Genomic DNA, 22524 nt, shown 5'->3' with positions numbered 1-22524 from the left:
GTCTTGCATAGCTGCACCGGGTATCCGGAAAGGCTATGCAAGCAGCAGTCACAGGTGGTGCGGCACTTGAATGAGTGCAGCACCGAATGCGCAGTACCTAACGAAGACGGTAATAAGCATGAATCTTCACGAGTATCAGGGTAAGCAGCTGTTCGCTGAATACGGCCTGCCAGTTTCCACCGGTTACGCGGTAGACACCCCGGAAGCAGCAGCAGAAGCTTGCGACAAAATCGGCGGCAGCGAGTGGGTTGTCAAAGCCCAGGTCCACGCCGGTGGTCGCGGTAAAGCGGGCGGCGTCAAGCTGGTTCGCAACAAAGAAGACGCCAAAGCCTTCGCACAGCAGTGGCTGGGCAAGCGTCTGGTGACTTACCAGACTGACGCCAACGGTCAGCCAGTCACCAAGATCCTGGTTGAATCGTGCACTGATATCGCTAAAGAGCTGTACCTGGGCGCTGTCGTTGACCGTTCGAGCCGTCGTATCGTGTTCATGGCTTCCACCGAAGGTGGCGTGGACATCGAGAAAATCGCTCACGACACTCCAGAAAAAATTCTGAAAGCCACTATCGACCCACTGGTTGGCGCTCAGCCATTCCAGGGTCGCGAGCTGGCATTCCAGCTGGGTCTGGAAGGCAAGCAAGTTGCCCAGTTCGCCAAGATCTTCGTAGGTCTGGCCAAACTGTTCCAGGATCACGATCTGGCCCTGCTGGAAGTGAACCCGCTGGTGATCAAGGCTGACGGCGATCTGCACTGCCTGGACGCCAAGATCAACATCGACGCCAACGCCATGTACCGTCAGCCTAAGCTGAAGACTTTCCACGATCCGTCGCAAGACGATCCGCGCGAAGCGCACGCTGCCAAGTTCGAACTGAACTACGTAGCGCTGGAAGGCAACATCGGTTGCATGGTCAACGGTGCTGGCCTGGCCATGGGTACCATGGACATCGTCAACCTGCATGGCGGCAAGCCAGCCAACTTCCTCGACGTGGGCGGCGGCGCTACCAAAGAACGCGTTACCGAAGCGTTCAAGATCATCCTGTCCGACACTAACGTCGCTGCAGTACTGGTCAACATCTTCGGCGGCATCGTTCGTTGCGACATGATTGCCGAAGGCATCATCGGTGCAGTGAAAGAAGTCGGCGTGAAAATCCCGGTTGTTGTTCGCCTTGAAGGCAACAACGCTGAGCTGGGCGCTAAAGTACTGGCAGAAAGCGGTTTGAACATCATCGCTGCTACCAGCCTGACCGACGCTGCTCAACAAGTTGTCAAAGCTGCGGAGGGCAAATAATGAGCGTCCTGATCAATAAAGACACCAAAGTTATCTGCCAGGGTATTACCGGTTCGCAAGGTAGTTTCCACACCCAGCAAGCCATCGAGTACGGCACCAAGATGGTTGGTGGTGTAACTCCAGGCAAAGGCGGCACCGAGCACCTGGGCCTGCCAGTGTTCAACACCGTGAAAGACGCCGTAGCTGCCACTGGCGCCACCGCCAGCGTGATCTACGTTCCGGCTCCTTTCTGCAAAGACTCGATCCTGGAAGCTGCCTTCGGCGGCATCAAGCTGATCGTGTGCATCACCGAAGGCATTCCTACCCTGGACATGCTGGACGCTAAAGTTAAGTGCGACGAGCTGGGTGTTACCCTGATCGGCCCTAACTGCCCAGGCGTAATCACTCCAGGCGAATGCAAGATCGGCATCATGCCAGGTCACATTCACTTGCCAGGCAAGGTCGGTATCGTTTCCCGTTCCGGCACCCTGACCTACGAAGCTGTGAAGCAGACTACTGACGCCGGTTTCGGTCAGTCGACTTGCGTCGGCATCGGTGGTGACCCGATCCCGGGTTCGAACTTCATCGACATCCTGAAGCTGTTCCAGGAAGACCCGAAGACCGAAGCGATCGTGATGATCGGCGAGATCGGCGGTTCGGCTGAAGAAGAAGCGGCTGCCTACATCAAGGCACACGTGACCAAGCCGGTTGTTTCCTACATCGCTGGTGTGACTGCTCCTCCGGGCAAGCGCATGGGCCATGCTGGCGCAATCATCTCTGGCGGCAAAGGCACTGCAGACGAGAAATTCGCTGCTCTGCAAGACGCAGGTGTTAAAACCGTGCGTTCGCTGGCAGACATCGGCAAGGCCCTGGCCGAGCTGACTGGTTGGGCTGTCAAGTAAGCCTCGTGCTTGGCTGACGCTTCACCAAACAAAGGCCACCTTCGGGTGGCCTTTGTCGTTTTCGAGGTCATGCGGTGTCAGGACCGGCCCCTTCGCGGGCAAGCCCGCTCCCACAGGGAGTTGTGCCGTATGCAATTTTTGCGAACGACCCGGTCAACTGTGGGAGCGGGCTTGCTCGCGAAGACGGACTTACAGGCGCCAACCATTTACATGCGAAAATGCGACACGCAAATGTCGTAGATCGGATAGTTCGCCCTCTAACAGTGCGTTTATCGGCCAAATTCGTTAATCTACGCGCCATTTTTGCGTCCGCGGCCCACAAGGCGGCAACGCGCTAAAAGGGTCGGTCTTATACGGACTGACAGCATTTCCCTCACCCATAGGGAAATCCCTCTCTAAATTCCGATTCAGTAGTGTGGTATTTCCTTAATGAAAGTGTTGAAAGGCCAGGACATCCTGGCACTTGGTTTTATGACGTTTGCCCTGTTCGTCGGGGCCGGCAATATCATCTTCCCCCCTATCGTCGGTTTGCAGTCCGGACCTAATGTCTGGATGGCGGCGCTGGGTTTCCTGGTCACCGCGGTCGGTCTGCCGGTGATCACCGTTGTGGCCCTGGCCAAGGTCGGTGGTGCAATGGATGCGTTGAGCAGCCCGATCGGTAAAATCGCCGGCGGCCTGTTGGCGGCGGCGTGCTACCTGGCCGTGGGCCCGCTGTTCGCAACGCCACGTACCGCGACGGTATCGTTCGAAGTGGGTCTGGCGCCGCTGACCGGCGAGAGCCCGCTGGCATTGTTCCTGTACAGCTCGGTGTACTTCCTGCTGGTGTTCTTCATCTCGCTGTATCCGGGCCGTCTGCTGGATACCGTAGGGCGCTTCCTCGCTCCGCTGAAGATCATCGCCCTGGCGGTGCTGGGCATTGCCGCATTCGCCCTGCCGGCCGGTGACATTGGCCAGGCAACCCCTGAATATGTGGCGGCGCCGTTTTCCCAGGGCTTCATCAATGGTTACCTGACCATGGATACCCTGGGCGCCCTGGTGTTCGGCATCGTCATCGTCAACGCCATCCGTTCCCGTGGCGTTGAGTCGCCAGCACTGATCACCCGCTATGCGATCATCGCCGGTCTGATTGCCGGTGTGGGCCTGGCGCTGGTGTATGTCAGCCTGTTCCGTCTCGGTTCGGGCAGCCATGAAGTGGCCGCAGGCGCTACCAACGGCGCGGCGGTACTGCATGCTTACGTGCAGCACACCTTCGGTTCGCTGGGCAGTGGTTTCCTCGCTGTGTTGATTTCGCTGGCGTGCCTGGTGACCGCGGTCGGCCTGACCTGTGCCTGCGCCGAATACTTCAGCCGAGTGCTGCCACTGTCCTACAAGACGCTGGTCATCATCCTGGCTGCATTCTCCCTGCTGGTGTCCAACCTGGGCCTGACCAAGCTGATTGCGTTCTCGATCCCGGTACTGACCGCGATCTACCCGCCGTGCATCGCCCTGGTGGCCCTGAGCTTCTGCAAGGACTTCTGGCACGAACAAGGTCGCATTGTCGGTCCGGTAATGCTGGTATCGTTCCTCTTCGGCCTGATCGACGCCCTGAAGGGTGCAGGTCTGGCGGACTGGATGCCGACGCAATTGGCCCACCTGCCGCTGAGCGAGCAGGGCCTGGCCTGGCTGGTGCCATCGGTGATGACACTGGTCGTCGCAGTTGTCTTTGATCGTCTGCTGGGCAAGCGCGAAGAAGCCTTGGCTTAAGTCGCTCCACGGCCCGCCACAAGCGGGTTTCGAGCAGAAACGGAAATGCCCCGTATCAATCGATACGGGGCATTTTTTATGGGCGTGAGGCAGTGTCTTTTTCCTTAAGCTAACGTCGAAGCACTTTGTGGGAGCGGGCTTGCTCGCGAATGCGGTTTATCATTCAACATGGATGTCGACTGACACTCCGCTTTCGCGAGCAAGCCCGCTCCCACAGGTTTTCGGTATTTCGCCCTTACATCACAAGGACCTGCATGTCGTTCATCCAAGCCAACCTGATCCACATTCTTGCCGCCGTCTGGTTCGTTACCTGCTGGGGCGGGTACACCCGTTATGCCACCTGGAAAGGCCGTGACACCGCGTGTCTGGCCAGTGTGCTGCACTTGTACCGTGAGGACTGGATGCGCCGCATGCTGCTGCGTGACAACCGCATCGCCGATGCCAGCGTGATCGGCAATCTGGAGCGCAATGCGTCGTTCTTCGCCTCAAGTACGCTGATTATCCTGGCCGGTATTCTCACCGTGTTGGGGGCTTCGGAGCGGGCGGTATCGTTGCTGGCAGATATCCCGATGGTGCAACAGGCGTCCCAGGGCATGTCGGAAATCAAGTTGCTGTGCCTGGCGCTGGTGTTTGTCTATGCGTTCTTCACGTTCAGCTGGTGCATGCGCCAATACAACTTTGCGGCGGTACTGGTGGGGTCGGCACCGATGGCCGGCGAGCGCCATGTGTCGGAGCAAGAGCGCAAGGCGTTTGCCTCCCGCGCGGCCCGCGTCATCTCCATGGCTGCCAACCAGTTCAACTTCGGGCTGCGTTCCTACTACTTCGGCATGACCATGCTGGCCTGGTTTGTCAGCCCATGGTTATTCATGTTGATGAGTGCCGGCGTCGTGTTTGTGTTGTACCGCCGCGAGTTTCATTCCGACGTTCTCGACGTGATGGTCTATACCCCTACAGAGGCGCCGTTGCCGGAGGTAATCAAAGAGGCTGCTTGATGAGTATTCCATTCTGGTGCGTGTTTATCAGTGCCGTGTTGATCTACCTGGCGCGAATCCCCGTTACCAGCGCCATGAAAGAGCAGGGCGGCTACGATAACCACCTGCCGCGCCAACAGCAGTTGCAACTCACAGGCCTGGGTGCCCGGGCAGTAGCCGCGCATCAGAATAGTTTCGAAGCGTTCATGTTATTCGCGGTGGGTGTGTTGATGGCGCATACCACGCAGACGGCGGGATGGCTGATCGACTGTCTGGCGATCATCTTTGTGGTTTCGCGGGTTATTTACCTGGTGTGTTACTGGAAGGACCTGGCCTGGCAACGCAGTATGGTTTGGCTGGTGGGATTAATCTGTTCGCTGTTGCTGATAATTAGTCCGACTTTTCGGACGATTTTGCTCTAACCGCTTTTTTGAAGACAAAAGAAAACCCGCACTTGGCGGGTTTTCTTTTGTCACGCTAAAAACCGGATTAGTTCTTAGGCGCTTCCGGAGCGGCCGGAGCGGCTGGAGCGGCTGGAGCGGCTGGAGCGGCTGGAGCGGTCGGAGCAGCCTCTTTCGCCGCGTCGTTCATTTTTTGCTGGGCTTGCTCAGCATTTTGGTTAGCATCTTGAGCTTTGTCCTCGGTTTTTTTGCCGCAGGCAGCGAGACCGAGGGAAGCGGTCAACATCAAGGCAATAGCTAAAGTCTTACGCATGGGGTGTTTCTCCTGATGAAAAGCATCTACTGGCCTTAAGAGCCCACGCATCAGGGTTAAGTTCCTTAATTCTTTCAGATATATAAGTTTGCTCTAGTGCGGAACTTTTACCCGAACCTCCACCGCACTCTACGAACATCAACAAGAGTTTTAATAAAATGGCTGAAAACCCCGTTTTTGAGCGTGCGATGCGCTTTCTGTCGGCGCTGCGACATTGTCAGGTACTTGGACTAAGCGTACACAGCGCCAGCAGCGAAGGGCTGACGATTGTGTTGCCGTACAGCCCGCAGATCGTCGGTAATCCCGAAACCGGCGTGATTCATGGCGGGGCGCTGACTTCGTTGATGGACACGGCCTGTGGCATGGCGACACTCTGCGTGCTCCCGGAGTTCGAAGTCTGCCCGACCCTCGACCTGCGCATCGACTATATGCACGCTGCCGAGCCGCATAAGAATGTCTACGGCTTTGCCCAGTGCTATCGGGTAACCACCGACGTGATTTTTGCCCGTGGCTTCGCCTATCAGGATGACCCCGGGCAACCCATTGCCCATGTGGTAGGCACTTTCATGCGCATGGGCAAGGGCATCAAAGGTACCAAGGGCTTTGCTGGCGCGGTTGCCGGAGGTGCGCAATGAGCGAGTCTCTGAAGGAGCAATTGCAAAAGGCCCACGAGCAGGGCGATTACGCCTCGCTGCTGGATCTGATTCCTTATGCCCGGCTTATCGGCGTCGAATGCTCAAGGGTGGGAGATGAGTTGCTGTTCAAGCTGCCAGCGAACAAGGACAACATTGGTAACCCTTTGTTGCCGGCGATTCACGGCGGTGTGATCGCCGGTTTCATGGAATTGGCCGCTGCGCTGCACTTGCTGGTGTTTACCGGAACGCCCGGGGTACCGAAGATCATCGACTTCTCCCTGGATTACCTGCGTGCCGGGCAGTTTCGCGATACCTGGGCCCGATGCCAGGTTTGCCGCCAGGGCCGCCGGGTTGCCAACGTGGCGATTACCGCCTGGCAAAGCACCGAGGCCGAACCCATTGCCACGGCCCGTGCACATTTCAAACTCGAGGAGCCCTTGAAATCCTGAACTCAGCCCCAAACTCTGAGAACAACCCGCCGCTGACCCTCAAGGTCGCGGCTTATGCCATCTGATTGGAGTTTGATGACCATGAGTGTGGAAACTCAAAAGGAAACCCTGGGCTTCCAGACCGAGGTGAAGCAACTGCTGCATCTCATGATCCATTCGCTGTATTCCAACAAGGAAATTTTCCTTCGCGAATTGATCTCGAACGCCTCTGACGCTGTCGACAAATTACGTTTCGAAGCCCTGGCCAAGCCAGAGCTGCTGGAAGGTGGTGCCGAACTGAAAATCCGCGTGAGCTTCGACAAGGACGCTAAAACCGTCACCCTCGAAGACAACGGTATCGGCATGAGCCGCGAGGATGCGATCACCCACCTGGGCACCATCGCCAAGTCCGGCACCGCCGATTTCATGAAGCACCTGACCGGCGACCAGAAGAAAGATTCGCACCTGATCGGCCAGTTCGGTGTCGGTTTCTACTCCGCATTCATCGTCGCCGACAAAGTCGACGTGTTCAGCCGTCGTGCCGGCAGCGCCGCCAGCGAAGGCGTGCACTGGTCGTCCAGGGGCGAAGGCAATTTCGAAGTCGCGACCATCGACAAGGCCGAGCGCGGTACCCGCATCGTCCTGCACCTGAAATCCGGTGAAGACGAGTTCGCCGATGGCTGGCGTCTGCGCAATATCATCAAGAAGTACTCCGACCATATCGCCTTGCCGATCGAGTTGCCGAAAGAAGTGGCAGCCGCTGAAGGCGAAGAGAAACCGGCCGTCGAGTGGGAAACCGTCAACCGCGCCAGCGCCCTGTGGACCCGTCCGCGTACCGAGATCAAGGACGAGGAATACCAGGAGTTCTACAAGCACATCGCCCACGACTTCGAAAACCCGCTGAGCTGGAGCCACAACAAGGTCGAAGGCAAGCTGGAGTACAGCTCGCTGCTGTACGTGCCGAGCCGTGCGCCGTTTGACCTGTACCAGCGTGAAGCGCCAAAAGGCCTGAAGCTGTACGTGCAGCGCGTGTTCGTCATGGATCAGGCCGAGTCCTTCCTGCCGCTGTACCTGCGCTTCATCAAAGGCGTGGTCGATTCCAACGACCTGTCGCTGAACGTGTCGCGGGAAATCCTGCAGAAAGACCCGATCATCGATTCCATGAAGTCGGCGCTGACCAAGCGCGTCCTGGACATGCTGGAAAAACTGGCGAAGAACGAGCCAGAGCAATACAAGGGCTTCTGGAAAAACTTCGGTCAGGTCATGAAAGAAGGCCCGGCAGAAGATTTTGCCAACAAGGAAAAAATCGCCGGTCTGCTGCGTTTCGCATCGACCACTGGCGACGATGGCGAACAGGTTGTCGGCCTGGCCGAGTACCTGGCGCGCGCCAAGGAAGGTCAGGACAAGATCTACTACCTGACCGGCGAAACCTACGCGCAGGTCAAGAACAGCCCGCACCTGGAAGTCTTCCGCAAGAAAGGCATCGAAGTGCTGCTGTTGACCGACCGCATCGACGAGTGGCTGATGAGCTACCTCAGCGACTTCGACGGCAAGAGCTTCGTCGACGTGGCGCGCGGTGACCTGGACCTGGGCAACCTGGACTCGGAAGAGGACAAAAAGGCCGCGGAAGAAGTCGCCAAGTCCAAGGAAGGTCTGGTCGAGCGTCTGAAGACTGCATTGGGCGAGTCCGTTGCCGAAGTGCGGGTTTCCCACCGCCTGACCGACTCCCCGGCGATCCTCGCCATCGGCGAGCAGGACCTGGGCCTGCAGATGCGTCAGATCCTCGAAGCCAGTGGCCAGAAGGTGCCGGATTCGAAGCCGATCTTCGAGTTCAACCCGGCTCACCCGCTGATCGAGAAGCTCGACAACGAGCAGAGCGACGAGCGCTTCGGCGACCTGTCGCACATCCTCTTCGATCAGGCAGCCCTGGCGGCTGGCGACAGCTTGAAAGATCCGGCGGCCTATGTGCGTCGCCTGAACAAGTTGCTGGTTGAGCTGTCGGCTTAACAACGTTGTATAAAAACCCGCTTCGGCGGGTTTTTTCATTCTGGTGTTCAAAATCAGGAGTCAGACATGAGCCAAATCACTGTACGTTCCGTTGCTTATCAGATTGACGGCCAGGCTTACGAAAGCCGCCTGGCCTTTGATGCCGACCATAAAGGCCCGCGTCCGGGATTGTTGATGGCGCCGAACTGGATGGGCGTCGGTGCCGGAGCCGAAGAGATCGCCAAATCGGTGGCGGCCAAGGGCTACGTGGTGCTGGTTGCGGACCTTTACGGCCAGTCGGTTCGTCCAACGAACAACGATGAGGCGGGCGCGGCGATGATGCCGCTGAAGAACGACCGGGCATTGCTGCGCAAGCGTATGCAGGCAGCGTTCGAACAATTGCAAAAGCAGGGCGAAGCGGCGGTCGATACGTCGAAACTGGCAACCTACGGTTTCTGCTTCGGTGGTTGCTGCGCCCTGGAATTTGCCCGTACCGGCGCGCCGGTGAAGGCCGCGGTGTCGTTCCACGGCACGCTGGACACGCCGAATCCGGCCGATGCGAAAAACATCAAGGGCAAGGTGCTGGTGTTGCACGGTGCCTCCGATCCACTGGTGCCGAAGGAGCAGTTGCCAGCGTTCGAAGATGAAATGAACGCGGCCGGTGTGGACTGGCAATTGCTGAGCTACGGCGGTGCGTTCCACTCGTTCACCGACCCGCACGCCAAGGTGCCGGGCATGATGATGTATGACGCGAAGATTGCCGCACGGGCATTCACGTCGATGCATAACTTGCTGGATGAAGTGTTCAAGGGCTGACCATGATTTGGTCGGTGTGAGTGCCGGCCTCTTCGCGAGCAAGCCCGCTCCCACATTGGAATGCTGTTCCCCTGTGGGAGCGGGCTTGCCCGCGATGGCGGTATAACTGGCGCCGAAAATTTTAAGGCAGTTCGATCCGCTCAACTTCCCCCGGCACCGTCGGCCAATCCCCCGCCGCCCAGCGCCGGCGCGCTTCATCGATAGCAGCTGGATCGCTCGCGACAAAATTCCAGTTGATCCGCCGTGGCCCGTCCAGTGGCGCTCCGCCAAACAGCACGGCATGACAGTCGCTCTCGGCGAACAGCGTCATCTCTTCCCCGGCCGGCAGCACCACTAGCGTGTAGGGCTCCAGCAGCTCGCCCTCCAGTTGCACCTCGCCGCTCAACACATACAGCGCACGTTCTTCATGTTCGGTGGGAATCAGCAAGGACGTCGCCGTTTGCAGGTGCAATTCTGCGTACAGCGTAGGAGAAAGCACCGGTACCGGCGATTCCAGGCAAAAGCCTGACCCGGCAATCATGCGAATCTTCACCCCCAGGTTTTCGCTGACCGGCAATGTGGACGCCGGATGGTGGCTGTAATGCCCTGGGCCCTGTTCTTTGTCCTTGGGCGAAGCCAGCCAGATCTGCAAGCCGTGCATCGTGAAGCCGCTTTCTTTAAGGGCCTCAGGCGTGCGTTCGACGTGGGCGATGGCGCTGCCGGCCGTCATCCAGCTGACATCGCCGGTATCGACAACCTGATCGGAACCGAGGCTGTCCTTGTGCTGGATCTGCCCCTGGAACAAGTAGGTGAGGGTCGACAGGCCGATGTGCGGGTGCTGGCGGATGTTCATGCCTTTGCCCCGCGGATAACGGGTTTCCAGCATGTGATCAAAAAACACGAATGGTCCGACGCTGCGGCACTTGGCGGATGGCAGCGGGCGGAGAATCGGCTGGCCTTCGACATCTTCGGTGCGGGGGCGGATCACGAGCGGAGTGTTCATGGTGCATTCCAGACTGAGCGGGTGATGCGGTCGAGCATAACCCGCTTGCGCAGCCCTTGCCGCTATTGGCTGAACGCGCCTTCGGACAAGTGCGTTTCGATGCTGACTTCAGTCGTGGTCATCAGCTTGTGGATCGGGCAGCGATCGGCCACGCGGTGCAGTTCCTCGCGTTGGGCGTCGGTGAGCACGCCCTTGAGGGTCAGCTTGACGTGCAGGGCGTACTTGCCTTTCTGTTCTTCACTGTTGTCGCGTTTGACCTCGACGCCGACACCGGTCAACGGGATGTCTTTTTTCTTCGCATACAGCTTCAAGGTCAGAGCCTTGCACGCGCCGAGTGCAGCGTCGAAGTAATCGTGTGGCTCGGGCGCCGAGCCTTCGCCGCCTGCGGTGGTCGGCACATCGGCAAAGAGTTCATGGTCATCGATTTGCACGCTGTGACGGAAACCTTCGGCGCAGACGGTGTTGACAGTAACGGTCATGGGAAACCTCGTAAGCAACGGGACATTTATTCGATCAAAAAAGACCTTGAAGGTATAGAGCATGGTGCCGGATGTGCGTTCCGGTTTTCTTGTACGGGTGGGTCTTTTCGCTGAATCGTTACCGTAGCAGTAATGGTGTTTTGATATCACTTTTTCGTCTTACGCAAATTTTCAACAGTCCGATACCGTCTAAAGAACCAGCTGCCTGATGCAGCGCTTTTGGAAGGAACCAGGGGAATGAGTATCAGAAGTCTCAATATTGCGCCACGCGCGAGTCTCGGTTTTGGCCTGTTGGCGTTGATGGTGTTTGGCTTGGGGGTGTTCGCTCTGCTGCAAATGTCGAATATGCGGGCGCAGTCCGATCAGGTCGATGACAACTGGCTGCCCAGTGTGATGGCGGTCGGTGATATGAGTCAGGACATGTTGCGACTGCGGGCGCTGACCATGCGTCTGCTGATCAATCGCGAGCCACAGGCACAGGCGCAGAACGTCAACAAAATCAACGAACTCAAAAGTGTTCTCGACGATGCCAAGCAACGTTATGACAAGTTGATCGTGCTGCCTGAAGATCGCGTGTTGTTCGATCGCTTCAAGGCTGCCGAGGGTAAATATCTGCAGTTCCAGAGTCAGGTGATGGCCCAGGCTACCCAGGGACGGGTGGAAGAGGCCGCGGCCATTCTCAATGGCGAGATGAACCCGCTGGCCGATGAGATCACGGTCACCCTCAGGGAGTTGGTCGAACTCAACAAGCACAACGCCAATCTGGCGACTGCAGCGGGACGCCTGGTGTTCAACCAGTCGCGGGTCTGGGTCGGGGTAATGATCGGTGTGACCGCGCTGATCACCATTGGCCTGGCACTGCTGTTGACACGCAGTATCGTGTTGCCGCTGTCACAGTCGTTGAAAGTGGCCGAGGTGGTCGCCGGCGGCGACCTCACTGCAGCTATCAGCATTACCGGCAAGGATGAGCCCGCGCGGCTGCTGCACGCGCTCAAGAGCATGCAACAGAGTTTGCGTGAAACCATCCAGCGTATATCCGATTCATCCAGTCAATTGGCCTCGGCTTCGGAGGAGCTCAGTAGCGTCACGGAAGACGCCACCCGTGGCCTGCATCAGCAGAGCCTGGAGATCGAACAGGCGGCCACGGCGGTCAACCAGATGACCGCGGCCGTGGAAGAAGTGGCGAGCAATGCCGCCGCAACGTCGCAGGCCTCGCGCGAGTCCGACCGCATTGCCCAGCATGGTCGCGAACAAGTGCATCAGACAGTACTGTCGATCGAGTCGCTGGCTGAAGATGTCACCACCAACGTCACTCAGGTCGAAGACCTGGCGCAGAAGGTGTATGGCATCACTACGGTGCTGGACGTGATTCGCGCGATTGCGGAGCAGACCAATCTGTTGGCGCTGAACGCGGCAATCGAAGCCGCGCGGGCCGGGGAGGCCGGGCGCGGGTTTGCGGTAGTGGCCGATGAGGTGCGGGCCCTGGCGCATCGCACCCAGCAATCGACCCGGGAAATCGAGCAGATGATTACCGGTATCCAGCAGGGCACCGATCTGGCTGTCAGCTCCATGCAGCAGAGCAACACCCGGGCGCGCTCGACGCTGGAGGCAGCGAAAGCGGCGGGCGTGGCCCTGGAAGATATCGCCTCGGCATTCACCGTGATCAATGAGCGCAATATCGTGATCGCCAGTGCCTCGGAGGAACAGGCGGCGGTGGCGCGGGAGGTGGACCGCAACTTGATGAATATCCGTGACCTGGCGCAACAGAGCTCGGCCGGAGCGAACCAGACCAGCGCGGCGAGTCAGGAATTGTCGCGGTTGGCGGTAGACCTGAATACGCTGGTGGCGCGGTTTTCGGTCTGAATGACAGGCGAGCGTAATACTGTTCAGTCAAGGATTCTGTAGGAGCGAGCTTGCTCGCGATGGTCGTTAACGATGGCGCGTGTTTACTGACTAAACACAGCGCTCTTGAGTCCATCGCGAGCAAGCTCGCTCCTACATATCGGTCCGGATCAGCTGCCTTTGACAGCCTTGCCGTTGACCGTGCCGTCCAGGAGCATGATGTTGTACTCCTTGCCGTCGGTTTCGACCTGTTGCAGGCGGACCAGCAGGTAATCCCAGTCCTTGGCGAACCACATCACGGTGATGCGTTTGCTTTGTGTCGGGTCGCGCACGCGCTCAACCTTGATCGCTTCGATCTGACCGGCCTTGGTGTCGACTTTTTCCGTGCCGAGCACGCGGAAATCATAGGTGTCGACTTCACCGCCATCGACCACCTGATAGCTCATGGTCTTTTTGCCGGCGGCCACGTCGTGCTGCAGTGCCAGTTGATAGGTCGACTTGTCGACCATGCCGCGGTTCAGTGGAACCTTGACCGGATCGCCACGATCGGTGCCGGTGACCATCTTGGCGTTCCAGTCGAAGTCCAGATCAGCCTTTTTCGCCTTGCCCAGACCACCACGTTCGAAGTGGTACGACTGCGGCAGCAGGGTGTCCTTGTCCAGGGTCAGGGTGCTTTCTTCGGTCAGGCTGGCGATCATCATCGACGCCTTGAAACTCAGTTTCCATTTGCCGTCGCTGGTTTTTTCCAGGCTGCGTTCGGCAGTGCCGCTCATGGGCAGCTGTTTCCAGTCGGCGGTGTAGCTGGCGGAGAAGGGTTGAAGGTCTGCCGCCTGGGCGAAGGGCAAGGCGAGCAGAGCGCAAGCGAAGAGCAGGGCGCGACGCATAAAATCTCCTAGTTTCGAATCAAGTGGCCGCTGGCCGCGAGTAACTGTCCATCCAGTAAAGCACCTTGCTCGCCGAGGGCTAGACGGCCTTCGGCAAACCAGCGTACGGCCATCGGGTAGATCAGGTGTTCCTGAACATGGACCCGCTGCGCCAGACTCTGCGGCGAATCCTGTAACTCTACCGGTATTACAGCCTGTACGACCAGTGGTCCGCCATCGAGTTCCTCGGTGACGAAGTGCACGGAGCAGCCATGCTCGGCGTCGCCAGCCTCCAGCGCGCGCTGATGAGTGTGTAACCCTTTGTATTTGGGTAGCAGCGAGGGATGGATATTGAGCAGGCGACCCTGATAGTGGCGTACGAAACCCGCGCTGAGAATGCGCATGAATCCGGCCAGTACCACGAGTTCGGGATTGAAGGCGTCGATCAGTTCGATCAGTGCGGCATCGAAGGCCTCGCGACCTTCGAAAGCCTTGTGATCCAGGGTGCGGGTGTCGATACCCGCGTCCCTGGCGCGTTGCAGGCCGTAGGCGTCGGCGCGGTTGGAAATCACCGCAGCGATGCGGACCGGGCTGTCGCCGGTCCGCGTGCTGTCGATCAGGGCCTGCAAGTTACTGCCGGTGCCGGACAACAGCACCACGACATCACAGGTCTTAGGCATCAGTGAGCCTTGAGGTTCTTTAGTTCAACCTGAGCCGCGCCTTCGGCGGCGGTGGAGATCTGGCCGATGACCCAAGGCTGCTCGCCCGCTTCGCGCAGAACGTTCAGGGCTGCTTCAACGTGCTCTTGAGCCACGCAGATGACCATGCCCACGCCGCAGTTCAGCACGCGGTGCATCTCGTTCTCGTCAACGTTGCCTTTCTCTTGCAGCCAGTCGAACACGGCCGGGCGGTTCCAGCTTGCTACGTCAACCACGGCTTGTGCGCCTTTTGGCAGCACGCGCGGGATGTTGTCCAGCAGGCCGCCACCGGTGATGTGGGCCATGGCTTTGACGGCGCCGGTTTCCTTGATCAGCTTGAGCAGCGGCTTCACATAGATGCGGGTCGGAGCCATCAGCAGGTCGGTCAGCGGCTTGCCGTCGAGCTGGGTGTTTTCGATGTCGGCGCCGGACACTTCGATGATCTTGCGGATCAGCGAGTAGCCGTTGGAGTGCGGGCCGGAAGACGGCAGGGCGAGCAGGGCATCGCCGGCGGCAACCTTGGAGCCGTCGATGATTTCGGATTTTTCCACGACGCCGACGCAGAAACCGGCCAGGTCGTAGTCTTCGCCTTCGTACATGCCCGGCATTTCAGCGGTTTCGCCGCCAACCAGCGAGCAACCCGACAGTTCGCAGCCAGCGCCGATGCCGGTTACAACCTGGGCAGCGGTGTCGACGTTGAGTTTGCCGGTAGCGTAGTAGTCGAGGAAGAACAGCGGCTCGGCGCCGCACACCACCAGGTCGTTGACGCACATGGCAACCAGGTCGATGCCGATGCTGTCGTGTTTGTTCAGATTCAGTGCCAGACGCAGCTTGGTGCCGACGCCGTCAGTACCGGAAACCAGCACAGGCTGCTTGTAGCCGGCCGGGATTTCGCAGAGGGCGCCGAAACCGCCCAGGCCGCCCATGACTTCCGGGCGCGCAGTGCGCTTGGCGACGCTCTTGATGCGTTCGACCAATGCTTCACCGGCGTCGATGTCTACACCGGCGTCCTTGTAGCTCAGGGAGGGTTGCTTGCTCATGATCCAGGCCTTTAGGGGGGGATTTCTGGGTAACGACCGAGTCCATCGGGACCGCTCAAACAGGCGAAGGCGAGGGCCATACGCGAATTTCAGGGTGCCCGGCTGTTGCCGGTCTGCGAAGGCGCGCGATTTTATCAGGCTTGAGCCGCAGCGGCCATCCTCAGGCCGACAGCAGGGCCATATCCGTTCAAAAAAAACCGTTGATGCGCGCTGTCGATGGCATCCTGCATGGCTGTATAAGGTATCGAGATTAACCGTCTATCGTTATGACAGTGCGAAAACATACCCCGGACGTGTGAATGTTTTGTATCGGGCGATGGTCACAGCCTTGCTCGATCGTCTTCATGCGGTCTGTTCCAGCCGCTCTTGTCGTCAGGAATCTCCCATGCGTTTTTGTAATTTCTTGTTTGCAGGTTGTTTGTCATTGGTCAGCCTGGTCGGTCATGCCGAAACCGTCAAAGGCCTTTACCAGGTACGCGAGCCGGTGAATGGCCAGTCGCCCGAGGAGCGCGACCAGGCCACTCAACGAGCGTTGGACACCTTGGTGTTGCGCCTGACCGGCGACCCCAAGGCCGCCCAGAGTCCGGGGCTGGCAGCGATTCGCAAGGACCCGCAACAGATCATCAGCCAATACGGCTTTGATGCCGGGCCGCCGGAAGTCCTGAAAGTCGATTTCGACCCGGGCACCACCGAGCAGGCCCTGCGCCGCGCCGGACTGGGCGTGTGGGGGGCCAGTCGGCCGTCGATCCTTGGCTGGTGGTTGAATGATTCCGCCGAGGGCTCAAGTCTGGTCGGCGACGGTCAGGCCAGCGCGGCACCGCTGCGTCGGGCTGCACAGCACCGAGGCTTGCCGCTGCGCCTGCCATTGGCGGATTTGAATGAGCAGATCGTCGCGACCGCGCCGAATCTGGAAGGTGCGGATCCCGCGCCTTTGCATGCGGCCTCGGAACGCTACAGCGCCGATGCCTTGCTCGCGGTACACGCCCAGGAAGAGGGTGGGCAGTGGCAAGCCAAGTGGCGTCTGTGGCTGGGCGATCAGAAGGAGGCCGGCACCGTGCAGGGTGCCGATCAGGCCGCGGTGGCCGATGCGGTGATGCTGGCGGTCAACGAGCGCCTGGCGCCGCGGTTTGTCGCCAGACCTGGTGCTTCGAGCACGCAATTGCTGGAAGTGCAAGGCATGAATCTCGAGCACTACGCATCCCTTGGGCGCTTGCTGGAGCCATTTGGCGGGCGCGTTCAAAGCGTCGAGGGCGACCGGATCGTGTACCTGGTCAATGGCAGCGCCGATCAACTGCGTGCACAGCTGTCGCTGGCGAGGCTGCAAGAGGCGCCGGCGGGGCAGGCCCCGACTCCGGCAGTGCCGGTTCAGCCTGCCGCCAGTGGTGCAGTGCCTGCCCCTGCCCCGGCGCCGGCCCCGACACCGCAACTGCGTTTCCGCTGGTAGTTTTTCTTTCTTTATATAGAAGCAATGGAGTGGTTCATGGCCGATACGCGGCGTTGGTTCTGGCTCGGTGGGGTGGTCCTGCTTTGCGCGTTTGTCTGGTTGTTGCACCCGATCCTGACGCCGTTCCTGGTGGCGCTGCTGTTGGCCTACCTGTTCGATCCGCTGGTGGATCGACTGGAGAGGGCGGGCCTGTCCCGAACCTGGGGTGTAGTGGCGGTGTTTACCCTGTTTACATTGATCTTCACCGCGTTGCTGTTGGTATTGGTACCGCTGCTCGCCAGGCAGTTGTTTCGTTTGTATGAACTGGCCCCGCAGATGCTCGACTGGATACAGCACACTGCGTTGCCTTGGGCGCAATCGAAGTTCGGCCTGTCGGACGGTTTCTGGAAGTTCGACAAGCTGAAGGCAGCCATCAGCGAGCATATGAGCCAGACCACCGATGTTGTCGGCGTGGTGCTGAGTCATGCCACTGCCTCGGGGCTGGCGTTGATTGGCTGGCTGGCGAATCTGGTGCTGATTCCGGTGGTGAGCTTCTACTTGTTGCGCGATTGGGACCTGATGATGGCCAAGATCCGCAGCCTGCTGCCCCGTGAGCGTGAAGAGCGCGCGGTGTCGCTGGCGGGTGAATGCCATGAAGTGCTCGGAGCGTTCGTTCGCGGACAGTTGCTGGTGATGGTGGCCTTGGGGGTGATCTACGCAGCAGGCCTGATGCTGGTCGGGCTGGAACTGGGTTTGTTGATTGGCCTGATTGCCGGTCTGGCGGCGATCGTGCCGTACATGGGGTTTATCATTGGCATTGGCGCGGCGCTGATTGCGGGGTTGTTCCAGTTCGGTGGTGATCTATACCCGATGCTTGGCATCGTCGCGGTGTTCATGGTCGGCCAGGCACTGGAGGGTATGGTGCTGACGCCGTTGCTGGTCGGTGACCGGATCGGTCTGCACCCGGTGGCGGTGATTTTCTCGATCCTGGCCGGTGGCGAGCTGTTTGGCTTTACCGGTGTGCTGCTGGCATTGCCGGTCGCCGCAGTGATCATGGTGCTGGTGCGTCATGTGCATGATTTGTATAAGGATTCTGAGATCTACTCGGGCGTCGACGAACCGGAGCTGTAAGGGTTGTCGACGGGCGATGGCGGGCTGCCCGGGTTGGTGCCGGGTCGGCCTGCTTGCATCGTGCGACTGTCACATGCACCGCCAAAGAATCTGTCACCAAACCGGGGCGTTAACGCAAACCTTTGATTTTGCTTGTGGTCTGTCGCATTGTGCGGTCCGCTTCACGGGTATAAACTTCGCAAACTTTACACAGAGGCCACTAACGGTTCCTTTGGAACTGTTCAGTCAGCATGAAACCGATTCAGCTGCCCCTAGGTGTGCGTCTGCGTGACGACGCCACCTTTATCAATTACTACCCAGGCGCCAATGCCGCTGCACTCGGCTATGTCGAGCGGCTATGCGAAGCCGACGCCGGCTGGACCGAAAGCCTGATCTACCTTTGGGGCAAGGATGGGGTAGGGCGTACGCACCTGTTGCAGGCCGCCTGCCTGCGCTTCGAGCAATTGGGGGAACCCGCGGTGTATCTGCCGCTGGCCGAACTGCTCGATCGCGGCATTGAAATTCTCGACAACCTTGAACAGTACGAACTGGTCTGTCTCGATGACCTGCAGGCGGTTGCCGGCAAGGCGGACTGGGAAGAGGCGCTGTTCCATCTGTTCAATCGCTTGCGCGACAGCGGCCGACGCTTGCTGATTGCCGCGTCGACCTCCCCGCGCGAGTTGCCGGTGAAGCTGGCAGATCTCAAATCCCGCCTGACCCTGGCCTTGATCTTCCAGATGCGCCCGCTGTCCGATGAGGACAAATTGCGTGCCTTGCAATTGCGCGCATCCCGTCGCGGGCTGCATCTGACCGATGAAGTCGGGCATTTCATCCTGACTCGCGGTACCCGCAGCATGAGTGCGCTTTTCGAGCTGCTGGAGCGTCTCGATCAGGCCTCCCTCCAGGCTCAGCGCAAGCTGACCATCCCGTTTTTGAAAGAAACCCTCGGCTGGTAAACCCGCTGAAACCGGGGCTTTGGCGGGTTTTGGCATATTTCAGGCGTCAGAAAACCCGCTTTCCTGCACGGTGGCAGGCTGCGTGTGAGTTTTAAATGGGCTTAAGCGCTTAGATGTAAACGAGAAACGGATAAGTCACAAAAAGATCGATTGAATTTGCAAATGAGGTTGATAGCGGGCATAGTCTCGGCTTCTTTACAACTTTCAGCCACGGTCGTGCCCATGCTCAATCGCTTCGCACCCCTCGTGCCTCTCGCACTCGTTACCCTGCTGTTCGGTTGCGCTGCCCACACTCCGGTGTCCCAGCAAGTGCCGCAACAACAGGTTCAAAACTCCGTTACTGCCCAGTCCTCCTCTCTTTTCCAGGAAGAGCTGGCTACCGAAAAAGAGCTCGCAGACTTCGCCGGTGGCAAGTCCTACCAGCTTCCGGTACTGGCCGACAGCATCCTCGAACGTGGCATGTCCCTGATCGGTACCCGTTACCGTTTCGGCGGTACCTCTGAAGCCGGCTTCGATTGCAGTGGTTTCATCGGTTACCTGTTCCGCGAAGAAGCGGGCATGAACCTGCCGCGCTCCACCCGCGAAATGATCAACGTGGACGCTCCACTGGTCTCGCGCAGCAAGCTTGAGCCGGGCGACCTGTTGTTCTTCGCAACCAACGGCCGTCGCGGTCGCGTCAGTCACGCCGGGATCTACCTGGGTGACAACCAGTTCATCCATTCCAGCAGCCGCCGCAGCGGTGGCGTGCGGATCGATAGCCTGGGTGACAGCTACTGGAGCAAGACCTTCATCGAAGCCAAGCGCGCCCTGGCAATGGCGCCTAATGCGTCGCCAATCGTCACTGCCCGCAAATAAGCGCACAGTTTGTAAGGCAAACTTAAAGTCTTACTTGAAGTTTGCCATATAACCGCTAGAATCCTGATGTATGAATGATGGCAAACCGCCTGCGTCCCGCGCAGGCGGTTTTCTTTTCTGCACTCCCGGCAGAAAAAGCCGCAGCCAGATCAGGATGCTCTGCTTATGACGACGTCGGCCCGCCTCGCAATCATGTTCTTCGCAGCGCTGCTCAGCGCTTGTGCCAGCCGTACACCGCCACCAGCGCCGGTGGTTCGTGCCCCCATCGTATTTGGCTCTTCACAAGCGTTTTCGCCCGAGGCGGAAGACGTGCTGTTTCGCGCGCTCGGTCTGGTGGGCACGCCTTATCGCTGGGGTGGCAATACGCCGGATTCCGGATTTGATTGCAGCGGCCTGATCGCTTACGTTTACCGCGATGTCGCCGGCATTTCCTTGCCGCGCACCACTCGCGAGATGATCGCCATGCAAGCGGCGAGTGTGGGCAAGGAAGGCCTGCAAACCGGTGACCTGATTTTCTTCGCCACCAATGGCGGTTCCCAGGTCAGTCATGCCGGCATCTACGTGGGGGAAGGGCGCTTTGTCCACGCGCCGGCCACCGGTGGCACCGTGAAGCTCGACAGCCTGTCCAAGACGTATTGGCAAAAGGCTTATCTGAGCGCCAAGCGTGTTCTGCAGCCTGAACATCTGGCGCGCAACCCGTAACTTCCGGAGCTGGTTGTCATGACTGCTCGCACCCTCAATCTCGACGATTCGCTGTATCAGTACCTGCTCGACGTCTCGCTGCGGGAAACCCCGCTGCTCAAGCGCCTGCGCGATGAAACCCAGGCGCTGCCCATGGCTCGCTGGCAGGTGGCGCCGGAGCAAGGGCAGTTTCTCGCTTTGCTGGTGAAACTGACGGGGGCCAGGCGCTTGCTCGAAGTCGGCACCTTTACCGGTTACAGCGCGCTGTGCATGGCGGCGGCATTGCCCGCTGACGGTTCGCTGATTTGCTGTGATATCCCCGGCGACTACAACGCCACGGCCCTGCGCTATTGGCAGGAAGCCGGGCTGGCCGGACGCATCGATCTGCGTCTGGCGCCTGCCCTGGAAACCCTCGGCAAGCTGGACCAGCCAGGCCAGTTCGATCTGATTTTCATCGATGCCGACAAGGCCAACTATCCGGGTTATCTGGAACACGCCCTGCGATTGCTGCGGGTTGGCGGGCTGGCGGTGTTCGATAACACCCTGTGGAGCGGGCGCGTGCTTGAGACCAATCCAGAGAGCGCGGACACCCGGGCGATCCAGGCGCTGAACCGGGCGTTGAAGGATGATGCGCGGGTGGATCTGTCGTTGTTGCCGTTGGGGGATGGTTTGACCCTTTGCCGCAAACGCTGAACCCCGTGGGAACGGGCTTGCTCGCGAATACAGGCTGTCAGTCGACTGATGTGTTGGCTGATACACCGCATTCGCGAGCAAGCCCGCTCCCACAGGTTCAGTGACTTACTTTGCTGCCGACACTCGCCATACCTTGTTCCCCACATCATCGGCCACCAACAGGTCACCCTGCCGGTCGATCACCACTCCCACCGGCCGGCCCATGGCTTCTTCCTTGTCGTTGAGAAACCCGCTGAGCACTTCAACCGGGTTTCCGACTGGCTTGCCAGCGCGGAAGGGCACGAAAATCACTTTGTAGCCACTGTGGGGCTTGCGGTTCCAGGAGCCGTGCTGGCCGATGAAGGCGCCTTCCCTGAATTGCGCCGGCAACTTGTTGCCTTCGGCAAACGTCAGGCCCAGTGACGCCGTGTGCGGGCCGACGGCATAGTCCGGGGCGATAGCCTTGGCCACCAGGTCCGGGTTTTGCGGCTCGACGCGAATATCGACATGCTGGCCGTAGTAACTGAACGGCCAGCCATAGAACGCACCGTCTTTAACCGAGGTGATGTAGTCCGGTACCAGATCACTGCCGATTTCATCCCGTTCGTTGACCGCTGTCCACAACGCACCACTGCGCGGTTCCCAGGCCATGCCGTTGGGGTTGCGCAGACCTGAGGCAAAGATCCGGTGCTGGCCGGTGGCGCGATCCACTTCCCAGATCGCTGCACGACCTTCTTCCTTGTCCATGCCGTTTTCCGCAACGTTGCTGTTGGAGCCCACAGTGACGTAGAGCTTGCTGCCGTCCTTGCTGGCGATGACGTTTTTGGTCCAGTGGTGGTTAAGCGGGCCGCCTGGCAGGTCAATTACCTTGATCGGTGGTGACTGGATCTGCGTATCGCCACTTTCATAGTGAAAGCGCAGAAGGCGATCGGTATCGGCCACGTACAGGTCATTGCCGACCAGCGTCATGCCGAAGGGCGAATTGAGGTTTTGCACAAACACCGTGCGGGTTTCTGCAACGCCATCGTGATCCTTGTCGCGCAGCAAAGTGATGCGGTTCGCGCTGGGCACGCGAGCCCCGGCACGCCCCATGACTTTCTTCATCACCCAGCCGCGAACGCCTTTGCCGTCTTCGGGTTTCGCTGGTGCGCTGGTTTCCGCCACGAGCACATCGCCATTGGGCAGCACATAAAGCCAGCGCGGGTGATCCAGGTCTTCGGCAAAAGCGGCCACTTGAGTGCCCGTTGCTGCGACGGGTTTCGCACCCTGTGGCCAGCCGATGGCCGGTGCGATGTTCACGGTCGGGATCAGGGTTTTGTTCGGTTCCGGCAGTCGGGGCGAAGGGCCGGTGCCATCGGAGACTTGCAGGCGGGAGGTCTCGCTGCAAGCGGCGAGCCCTCCTGAGAGCGCGATAACGAGAACGAGCGAGGGCGTGCGCATGCTGGTCTTCCCTATGAATGCCTT

The 22524-nt window shown here is 59.3% G+C and carries 23 protein-coding genes and 1 pseudogene; 17 read left to right on the top strand and 7 right to left on the bottom strand.

Going from position 1 to position 22524, the window contains the following annotated elements:
- The first annotated feature begins 118 nt into the window (after nt 1-118).
- From sucC to ACCD00_RS14040, 5 genes are all read left to right on the top strand, one after another.
- On the top strand, nt 119-1285 hold the full coding sequence (sucC, locus tag ACCD00_RS14060) for an ADP-forming succinate--CoA ligase subunit beta (RefSeq protein WP_003223015.1): 1167 nt from the start codon (nt 119-121) through the stop codon (nt 1283-1285).
- A complete protein-coding gene (gene sucD, locus ACCD00_RS14055) occupies nt 1285-2166 on the top strand; it encodes a succinate--CoA ligase subunit alpha (protein ID WP_003223019.1) in 882 nt (293 codons plus the stop codon). Before sucC ends, sucD begins: the two co-directional genes overlap by 1 nt.
- 429 nt (nt 2167-2595) lie before the next feature.
- Nucleotides 2596-3909 (top strand): branched-chain amino acid transport system II carrier protein, encoded by a 1314-nt coding sequence (gene brnQ / locus ACCD00_RS14050; protein ID WP_413425346.1) that lies wholly within the window; start codon nt 2596-2598, stop codon nt 3907-3909.
- Nucleotides 3910-4163: 254 nt separating this feature from the next.
- Nucleotides 4164-4901 carry a DUF599 domain-containing protein gene (locus tag ACCD00_RS14045; RefSeq protein ID WP_413425344.1) on the top strand — a complete coding sequence of 246 codons (738 nt, stop codon included), beginning with the start codon at nt 4164-4166 and terminating at the stop codon, nt 4899-4901.
- Entirely contained in the window at nt 4901-5302 is a 402-nt protein-coding gene (locus ACCD00_RS14040) for an MAPEG family protein (protein WP_413425342.1), read from the top strand. Before ACCD00_RS14045 ends, ACCD00_RS14040 begins: the two co-directional genes overlap by 1 nt.
- Nucleotides 5303-5369: 67 nt before the next feature.
- On the opposite strand, the gene ACCD00_RS14035 is transcribed toward ACCD00_RS14040, so the two are convergent.
- A complete protein-coding gene (locus ACCD00_RS14035; RefSeq protein WP_413425340.1) occupies nt 5370-5594 on the bottom strand; it encodes a hypothetical protein in 225 nt (74 codons plus the stop codon).
- Between the two features lie 158 nt (nt 5595-5752).
- Here ACCD00_RS14035 and ACCD00_RS14030 point away from each other — a divergent pair, with 158 nt between their 5' ends.
- The 4 genes from ACCD00_RS14030 (at nt 5753) to ACCD00_RS14015 (ending at nt 9459) form a co-directional block, all read left to right on the top strand.
- Nucleotides 5753-6229, top strand: a complete 477-nt coding sequence (locus ACCD00_RS14030; protein WP_413425338.1) for a PaaI family thioesterase — start codon at nt 5753-5755, stop codon at nt 6227-6229.
- Nucleotides 6226-6678 (top strand): PaaI family thioesterase, encoded by a 453-nt coding sequence (locus ACCD00_RS14025; RefSeq protein WP_413425337.1) that lies wholly within the window; start codon nt 6226-6228, stop codon nt 6676-6678. The genes ACCD00_RS14030 and ACCD00_RS14025 overlap by 4 nt, the downstream gene beginning before the upstream one ends.
- A gap of 81 nt (nt 6679-6759) precedes the next feature.
- Nucleotides 6760-8664, top strand: coding sequence for a molecular chaperone HtpG (htpG, locus tag ACCD00_RS14020; RefSeq protein WP_413425336.1), 1905 nt, complete (start codon nt 6760-6762; stop codon nt 8662-8664).
- 66 nt (nt 8665-8730) lie between these two features.
- Nucleotides 8731-9459 carry a dienelactone hydrolase family protein gene (locus ACCD00_RS14015; RefSeq protein WP_413425334.1) on the top strand — a complete coding sequence of 243 codons (729 nt, stop codon included), beginning with the start codon at nt 8731-8733 and terminating at the stop codon, nt 9457-9459.
- Between the two features lie 121 nt (nt 9460-9580).
- Here the strand turns inward: ACCD00_RS14015 and ACCD00_RS14010 are convergent, their stop codons facing one another.
- Both ACCD00_RS14010 and ACCD00_RS14005 read right to left on the bottom strand, forming a co-directional pair.
- Nucleotides 9581-10441: a pirin family protein gene (locus tag ACCD00_RS14010; protein ID WP_413425332.1), complete on the bottom strand. Its 861-nt coding sequence runs from the start codon at nt 10439-10441 to the stop codon at nt 9581-9583.
- A 62-nt stretch (nt 10442-10503) separates the two neighbouring features.
- Complete coding sequence (locus tag ACCD00_RS14005; RefSeq protein ID WP_413425330.1) at nt 10504-10920, bottom strand: OsmC family protein; 417 nt, start codon at nt 10918-10920, stop codon at nt 10504-10506.
- Between the two features lie 237 nt (nt 10921-11157).
- On the opposite strand from ACCD00_RS14005, the pseudogene ACCD00_RS14000 reads away from it, so the two are divergent.
- Together ACCD00_RS14000 and ACCD00_RS13995 are read left to right on the top strand one after the other, a co-directional pair.
- Nucleotides 11158-11928, top strand: a pseudogene (locus ACCD00_RS14000) (MCP four helix bundle domain-containing protein); the annotation flags it as partial.
- On the top strand, nt 11920-12783 hold the full coding sequence (locus ACCD00_RS13995; protein WP_413425356.1) for a methyl-accepting chemotaxis protein: 864 nt from the start codon (nt 11920-11922) through the stop codon (nt 12781-12783). The pseudogene ACCD00_RS14000 and the gene ACCD00_RS13995, both read left to right, overlap by 9 nt.
- A gap of 149 nt (nt 12784-12932) precedes the next feature.
- Here ACCD00_RS13995 and ACCD00_RS13990 read toward each other — a convergent pair whose 3' ends face one another.
- Genes ACCD00_RS13990 through purM form a run of 3 tightly spaced genes read right to left on the bottom strand, consistent with a single transcriptional unit; the run spans nt 12933 to nt 15363 of the window.
- Nucleotides 12933-13646, bottom strand: a complete 714-nt coding sequence (locus ACCD00_RS13990) for a DUF3108 domain-containing protein (RefSeq protein WP_413425328.1) — start codon at nt 13644-13646, stop codon at nt 12933-12935.
- Between the two features lie 8 nt (nt 13647-13654).
- The gene (gene purN / locus ACCD00_RS13985) at nt 13655-14305 is read right to left on the bottom strand and encodes a phosphoribosylglycinamide formyltransferase (RefSeq protein ID WP_057399406.1); all 651 of its coding nucleotides are present in this window, start codon (nt 14303-14305) and stop codon (nt 13655-13657) included.
- Entirely contained in the window at nt 14305-15363 is a 1059-nt protein-coding gene (gene purM, locus ACCD00_RS13980) for a phosphoribosylformylglycinamidine cyclo-ligase (protein WP_008049708.1), read from the bottom strand. The genes purN and purM overlap by 1 nt, the downstream gene beginning before the upstream one ends.
- A gap of 385 nt (nt 15364-15748) precedes the next feature.
- Here purM and ACCD00_RS13975 point away from each other — a divergent pair, with 385 nt between their 5' ends.
- The 6 genes from ACCD00_RS13975 (at nt 15749) to ACCD00_RS13950 (ending at nt 21081) form a co-directional block, all read left to right on the top strand.
- Entirely contained in the window at nt 15749-16807 is a 1059-nt protein-coding gene (locus ACCD00_RS13975; protein WP_413425326.1) for a DUF2066 domain-containing protein, read from the top strand.
- A gap of 36 nt (nt 16808-16843) precedes the next feature.
- On the top strand, nt 16844-17917 hold the full coding sequence (locus ACCD00_RS13970) for an AI-2E family transporter (protein WP_413425324.1): 1074 nt from the start codon (nt 16844-16846) through the stop codon (nt 17915-17917).
- A 230-nt stretch (nt 17918-18147) separates the two neighbouring features.
- Nucleotides 18148-18852: a DnaA regulatory inactivator Hda gene (hda, locus tag ACCD00_RS13965; protein ID WP_007898944.1), complete on the top strand. Its 705-nt coding sequence runs from the start codon at nt 18148-18150 to the stop codon at nt 18850-18852.
- A gap of 222 nt (nt 18853-19074) precedes the next feature.
- The gene (locus ACCD00_RS13960; RefSeq protein WP_413425321.1) at nt 19075-19707 is read left to right on the top strand and encodes a C40 family peptidase; all 633 of its coding nucleotides are present in this window, start codon (nt 19075-19077) and stop codon (nt 19705-19707) included.
- Nucleotides 19708-19872: 165 nt separating this feature from the next.
- Nucleotides 19873-20409: a C40 family peptidase gene (locus tag ACCD00_RS13955; protein WP_413425319.1), complete on the top strand. Its 537-nt coding sequence runs from the start codon at nt 19873-19875 to the stop codon at nt 20407-20409.
- Between the two features lie 18 nt (nt 20410-20427).
- Nucleotides 20428-21081 carry an O-methyltransferase gene (locus ACCD00_RS13950; RefSeq protein WP_413425317.1) on the top strand — a complete coding sequence of 218 codons (654 nt, stop codon included), beginning with the start codon at nt 20428-20430 and terminating at the stop codon, nt 21079-21081.
- A 105-nt stretch (nt 21082-21186) separates the two neighbouring features.
- Here the strand turns inward: ACCD00_RS13950 and ACCD00_RS13945 are convergent, their stop codons facing one another.
- Nucleotides 21187-22500 (bottom strand): PQQ-dependent sugar dehydrogenase, encoded by a 1314-nt coding sequence (locus ACCD00_RS13945; protein WP_413425315.1) that lies wholly within the window; start codon nt 22498-22500, stop codon nt 21187-21189.
- Nucleotides 22501-22524: the final 24 nt, after the last annotated feature.

The sequence above is a fragment of the Pseudomonas sp. Pseusp3 genome, from assembly GCF_047304225.1.
Classification (GTDB): Bacteria; Pseudomonadota; Gammaproteobacteria; order Pseudomonadales; family Pseudomonadaceae; genus Aquipseudomonas; species Aquipseudomonas fluorescens_CD.
Note: the sequence above shows the minus strand (reverse complement) of the source record. Positions and strands in the feature narration are given on the sequence as shown.